Source organism: Janthinobacterium sp. FT14W (assembly GCF_009208755.1).
GTDB classification, from domain to species: domain Bacteria; phylum Pseudomonadota; class Gammaproteobacteria; order Burkholderiales; family Burkholderiaceae_D; genus Janthinobacterium; species Janthinobacterium violaceinigrum.
On the sequence record NZ_WFLL01000173.1, the window covers coordinates 1 to 255 of the forward strand.

Here is a 255-nt window from a genome sequence, read left to right on the forward strand (position 1 = left end):
CCCCATCCACATTGTTCAGCAGACCCTGGCTGGCCAGTTCCAGCGACGCCGTCGAGGTGATGCGGCCCTTGCCGCTATTGTCGATGCTGCCCGCCTGCACCTGCAGCTGGCCATTCGCCGCCAATTCGCCGGCCTGGCGGTTATCGAGCTGCCCGCGCACCGTCACATGGGCCGTGCCCGTGCCCGTCTGCAGCAGCTTGCCGCCCTGGTTGTCCAGCTGGCCCACCTGCACCGCCAGCTGGCCGGCGCTCAGCG

The 255-nt window shown here is 69.4% G+C and carries 1 protein-coding gene; it reads right to left on the reverse strand.

Features of this window, described 5'->3' with window-relative positions; translation table 11 throughout:
- Nucleotides 1-255, reverse strand: a 255-nt coding sequence (locus tag GCN74_RS28500; protein ID WP_193317316.1) for a hypothetical protein, incomplete at both ends; no start/stop codon positions are given.